A 416-nucleotide genomic window follows, 5' to 3' on the forward strand; every position below is an offset into this window, starting at 1 on the left:
ACCGCGCAGGGGTGGCGCAGTGGAAGGCCCAGCAAGCAGCAAAGCGCCCGAAACCCGCGAAACTGGCAGTCAACCCGCAGCTGCGTGAGTACGTGCAGCAGCGGCTCGATGGCAGTGTCCGCGGACCCGACGGCACCGCCGTCGCAGGTCCGCAGACCAAGGCCTGGAACGGCCGCAACAAGCCGCACCGACAAGACCGACGGTGGTCGACAGCATGGAGCCCGGAACAGATTGCCCACCGCTTACCGCTGGATTTCCCCGATGATGAGTCCATGCGCATCAGCCATGAGGCGATCTATCAGTCCTTGTTCATCGAGGGGCGTGGGGCGCTCAAACGGGAATTGGTCGCGTGCCTGCGGACCGGTCGTGCGCTGCGGGTGCCGCGGGCCAGGACACAGAACAAACCGCAGGGACAT

At 65.6% G+C, this 416-nt stretch carries 1 pseudogene; it reads left to right on the plus strand.

The features are described from left to right. Window positions 1-416, plus strand: a pseudogene (locus tag H7K45_RS31140) (IS30 family transposase); the annotation flags it as partial.

This window comes from Mycobacterium yunnanensis (genome assembly GCF_025823185.1).
In the GTDB taxonomy this organism is placed as follows: Bacteria; Actinomycetota; Actinomycetes; order Mycobacteriales; family Mycobacteriaceae; genus Mycobacterium; species Mycobacterium yunnanensis.